Source organism: Salipiger sp. HF18, from assembly GCF_011806505.1.
GTDB lineage: Bacteria > Pseudomonadota > Alphaproteobacteria > Rhodobacterales > Rhodobacteraceae > Salipiger > Salipiger thiooxidans.
Map to the genome: position 1 here is coordinate 1 of NZ_JAATOS010000364.1, position 4,058 is coordinate 4,058.

Below are 4,058 nucleotides of genomic sequence, written 5' to 3' on the forward strand. Positions count from 1 at the left end.
CGCGACCGCCGAGGTCCGGCAGGTCGACGATGAAGGCGCAGCCGATGATCTCGCCGCCCAGCCGTTCTACCAGCCTGATGCCCGCCTCCGCCGTGCCGCCCGTGGCGAGCAGGTCGTCGACCAGCAGGATGCGCTCACCGGGGGTGATGGCGTCGTCGTGGATCTCGACCACCGCCTCGCCGTATTCCAGCGTGTAGGCCTCGGAGATCACCGCGCCGGGCAGCTTGCCCTTCTTGCGGATCGGCACGAAGCCCGCGGAGAGCTGGTGCGCTACCGCGCCGCCGAGGATGAAGCCGCGCGCCTCGAGTCCCACCACCTTGTCGAAGCGCGTGCCCGCGTAGGGATGCAGCAGCTGGTCGATGGCCATGCGGAAGCCGCGGGGATCGGCGAAGAGCGTGCTCACGTCGCGGAACACGATGCCTTCATGCGGGAAGTCGACGATCGAGCGGATGTAGTCGCGGACCTGTTTCTGGGCGATCATGGGGCTGTCCTCAGGCGTTGCGGCGCAGGGTTGCGGTGAGAAGCCCCATGCCGATCAGCGCGGCGCCGCCGCAGCGGGTGAGCCAGGCGATGACCGGGGGGCGGGCGATGGCGCTGCGCAGCCGGTCGGCGGCGAGCGCGTAGGCCAGCGCGTTGAGCGCGGCGAGGCTCACGAACGTGGCGACGAGGATCGCGAACTGCGGCAGGAGCGGCGCCTCCGCGGTCAGGAACTGCGGCACGAAGGCGATGAAGAAGGCGATGCTCTTGGGGTTGAGCGCGGTGACGGCGGCGGCGTGGGTGAAGACGCCGGAGGCGCTGACCTCGGCGCGGGGCAGGGCGAGGCCGTCCCTCGGTGCCGAGCGCAGCAGCTTCACGCCGAGCCAGACGAGGTAGGCGGCGCCGATCCACTTGAGCGCGGTGAAGAGCGCGGCCGAGGTCATCACCAGCGCGCCGAGCCCCGCGAGCGACAGCGACATGGCGGTGAAATCGCCGAGCGCCACGCCGGCGGCGGAGGCCACGGCGACCGAGCGGCCCTTGCTGAGCGCGTAGGAGAGCACCAGCAGCACCGTGGGGCCCGGGATCAGCAGCAGCGCGGTCGAGGCGGCGACGAAGGTCAGCCAGAGATCGAGGGTCATGCCAGCAGTCTCCCCGCCACCGCGTCCAGCCTTGCCATCAGCGCCGGGTCGCGCCGGTCGGGGGCGGTGAGCAGCGCGTGGTCGAGCGCCCGGTCGCAGCCGTGCGGGCAGGGCGCGCGCCCGGCGCCGAGCAGGGCCGGCAGGCGCGAGACCAGCGCCCGCGCCTTGTCGGCGTTGCCGGTGAGCACGCGGACGATATCGGTGATCTCGACGGCGCCGTGATCGGGGTGCCAGCTGTCGTAATCGGTGACCATGGCGACGGAGGCATAGCAGAGCTCGGCCTCGCGGGCGAGCTTGGCCTCGGGCATGTTGGTCATGCCGATCACGTCGGCGCCCCAGCTCTCGCGGTACATCCGGGATTCCGCCAGGGTAGAGAACTGCGGCCCCTCCATGGCGAGGTAGGTGCCGCCCTCGTGCACGGTGATGCCGGCGTCCCGCGCGGCGGCGAGGCAGGCGGCGCCGAGCCGCGGGCAGGTGGGGTGTGCGACCGAGACATGGGCGACGCAGCCGGTGCCGAAGAAGCTCTTCTCGCGGGCGAAGGTGCGGTCGATGAACTGGTCGACGATGACGAAATCGCCCGGCGCCATTTCCTCGCGGAAGGAGCCGCAGGCGGAGACCGAGATCACGTCGGTGACGCCGAGCCGCTTCAGCGCGTCGATGTTGGCGCGGTAGGGCACGGTCGAGGGCGAATGCACGTGGCCGCGGCCATGGCGCGGCAGGAACGCCATGGGCACGCCGTCGAGCGTGCCGGTCAGGATCTCGTCCGAGGGCGTGCCCCAGGGCGTCTCGACCGCGACCCATGTGCGGTCCGTGAGCGTGTCGAGGTCGTAGACCCCCGATCCGCCGATCACCCCGATCATCGTGCCGCTCATGTCCTGCCCCCTGCCTGTTGGTGTCGCGGGGAGCTTGCACCGGGGGAAAGCGGTTGAAAAGGCGTGATCGGCTCAGCCGAGAAGCTGCAGCCCGCGCTTGACCAGCAGACGCCCCGAGAGCGCGTGGAGCAGGGTGCGGATCAGCCGCACGCAGAGCGCCTCGGGCAGGCGGCAGGTTCGCCGGCGGCCGGCGAAGATGCCCGCGATGCCGGTGATCGTGCCCCGGAACAGGCCGGGCAGCAGCCGGGAGGTGGTCTGCCCGGTGGCGCCGCGGGCGAGCCAGACCCGCGCGCAGGACCAGAGCCCGATGCCGCCGGTGAAGAGCAGCAGCGCGCTTTCGGGCGCGCAGGGGGGATGACCGTGGCGATGGCGACGCCGAAGAGGATGGCGGGCACGAGAATGCGCACGTTCCGGCGCGAGGAGCTGCGGCGGGAGAGCCAGACGCCGATGCAGTCGGTGACCACGCAGACCGGCAGCAGGGTCGCGGCGGCGGTGACCGGGTTCATGAAGAGCGACAGCAGCGGCACGGCGACCGCCGCGGCTGAGGCGAGCCCGCCCTAGGAGAGCCCGACGGTGACGGCGGCTGCGTAGAGCAGGACGGTGGAGAGCACGGCGGGACCTTCCGGCGGAGACGGCTGGGGGCGGCTGGGGCTGAGGGGCCAGAATGGCCGCGGCGGGCGGGAGTGTCAGGGGGCGGCGCGGGGATGTGAGGCAAATGCGGGGCGATGGGGCGGCTTTGGGCGGATGTGGGCCTGAACGGGTGGCTTTTCACGCCGCGGTGCAGTATGCGCAGGGCCGCGCATCAACACGGAACAGGACATAGCTCATGGCCAAGGCCCTTCTGGCACGCTACGCACGCCGCATCTCGATGCCCGACCTCAGCATCCACCCGACCGGCCGGCTGACCCCGGGTCAGATCAAGACCGACGTGCTCTCGGGTCTGACCGTGGCGCTGGCGCTGGTGCCCGAGGCGGTGGCCTTTGCCTTCGTCGCGGACGTGCACCCGCTGGTCGGGCTCTACGCCGCCTTCCTCGTGGGGCTGATCACCGCGGTGCTGGGCGGGCGCCCGGGTATGATCTCGGGGGCGACAGGGGCGCTGGCCGTGGTCATGGTCGCGCTGGTCGCGCAGCACGGGGTCGAGTACCTCTTTGCCACCGTGGTGCTGATGGGCATCCTGCAGGTGATCGCGGGCGCGCTGCACTGGGGCAAGTTCATCCGGCTGGTGCCGCACCCGGTGATGCTGGGCTTCGTCAACGGTCTGGCCATCGTGATCTTCCTGGCCCAGCTCACCCAGTTCAAGGTGCCGGGCTCGGGCGGGCAGGAGTGGCTCTCGGGCGGGCCGCTGATGCTGATGCTGGGGCTGGTGGCGCTCACGATGGCGGTGATCTGGCTGCTGCCCAAGGTGACCCGCGTCATCCCCGCGCCGCTCGCCGGCATCGTGGTGACCGCGGTGCTGGTGATCGTCTTCGGGTTCGATACGCCGCGGGTGGGGGACATGGCCTCGATCCAGGGCGGTTTCCCCTCGTTCCACATTCCCGCCGTGCCCTTTGACCTCGAGACCCTGCAGATCATCCTGCCCTACGCGGTGATCCTCGCGGCGATCGGGCTGATCGAGTCGCTGCTGACGCTGAACCTCGTGGGCGAGATGACCGGCCAGCGCGGCGGCGCCAGCCAGGAATGCATCGCGCAGGGCACCGCCAACGTGGTGACCGGCTTCTTCGGCGGCATGGGTGGCTGCGCCATGATCGGCCAGTCGATGATCAACGTGAAATCCGGCGGACGGACGCGGATCGCCGGCATCGTGGCGGCGCTGTTCCTGCTGTCCTTCATCCTCTTCGCCTCGCCGCTGATCGAGCTCATCCCGCTGGCGGCGCTGGTGGGGGTGATGTTCATGGTGGTGATCGGCACCTTCGCCTGGAACAGCCTGCGCATCCTCTTCAAGGTGCCGCTGATCGACGCCTTCGTCATCGTGCTTGTGACCGTTGTGACGGTCTACGAGGATCTCGCGGTGGCGGTGGTCGTGGGGGTGATCGTCTCGGCGCTTGCCTACGCGTGGAACAACGCGCGGCGC

At 70.6% G+C, this 4,058-nt stretch carries 6 protein-coding genes; 3 read left to right on the forward strand and 3 right to left on the reverse strand.

Annotated features, from left to right (window positions below; all coding sequences use genetic code 11):
- From HC022_RS20545 to HC022_RS20555, 3 genes are all read right to left on the reverse strand, one after another.
- Window positions 1-481 (reverse strand): adenine phosphoribosyltransferase (locus HC022_RS20545; protein WP_167453654.1); only part of this gene is annotated, 481 nt, incomplete at its 3' end.
- A 10-nt stretch (window positions 482-491) separates the two neighbouring features.
- On the reverse strand, window positions 492-1,115 hold the full coding sequence (locus HC022_RS20550; RefSeq protein WP_167453655.1) for a LysE family translocator: 624 nt from the start codon (window positions 1,113-1,115) through the stop codon (window positions 492-494).
- On the reverse strand, window positions 1,112-1,987 hold the full coding sequence (locus HC022_RS20555; RefSeq protein ID WP_167453656.1) for an S-methyl-5'-thioadenosine phosphorylase: 876 nt from the start codon (window positions 1,985-1,987) through the stop codon (window positions 1,112-1,114). The genes HC022_RS20550 and HC022_RS20555 overlap by 4 nt, the downstream gene beginning before the upstream one ends.
- Before the next feature lie 97 nt (window positions 1,988-2,084).
- Here HC022_RS20555 and HC022_RS20560 point away from each other — a divergent pair, with 97 nt between their 5' ends.
- From HC022_RS20560 to HC022_RS20570, 3 genes are all read left to right on the forward strand, one after another.
- On the forward strand, window positions 2,085-2,345 hold the full coding sequence (locus HC022_RS20560) for a hypothetical protein (RefSeq protein WP_167453657.1): 261 nt from the start codon (window positions 2,085-2,087) through the stop codon (window positions 2,343-2,345).
- 41 nt (window positions 2,346-2,386) lie between these two features.
- Window positions 2,387-2,548 (forward strand): hypothetical protein, encoded by a 162-nt coding sequence (locus tag HC022_RS20565; RefSeq protein ID WP_167453658.1) that lies wholly within the window; start codon window positions 2,387-2,389, stop codon window positions 2,546-2,548.
- Window positions 2,549-2,813: 265 nt separating this feature from the next.
- A partial coding sequence (locus tag HC022_RS20570; protein ID WP_167453659.1) for a SulP family inorganic anion transporter occupies window positions 2,814-4,058 on the forward strand: 1,245 nt, incomplete at its 3' end.

What these genes read in the sequence shown, in the direction of transcription:
- HC022_RS20550 (WP_167453655.1), bottom strand. Translation starts at nt 1,115, where the DNA reads ATGACCCTCGATCTCTGGCTGACCTTCGTCGCCGCCTCGACCGCGCTG.
- HC022_RS20555 (WP_167453656.1), bottom strand. Translation starts at nt 1,987, where the DNA reads ATGAGCGGCACGATGATCGGGGTGATCGGCGGATCGGGGGTCTACGAC.
- HC022_RS20565 (WP_167453658.1), top strand. Translation starts at nt 2,387, where the DNA reads ATGCGCACGTTCCGGCGCGAGGAGCTGCGGCGGGAGAGCCAGACGCCG.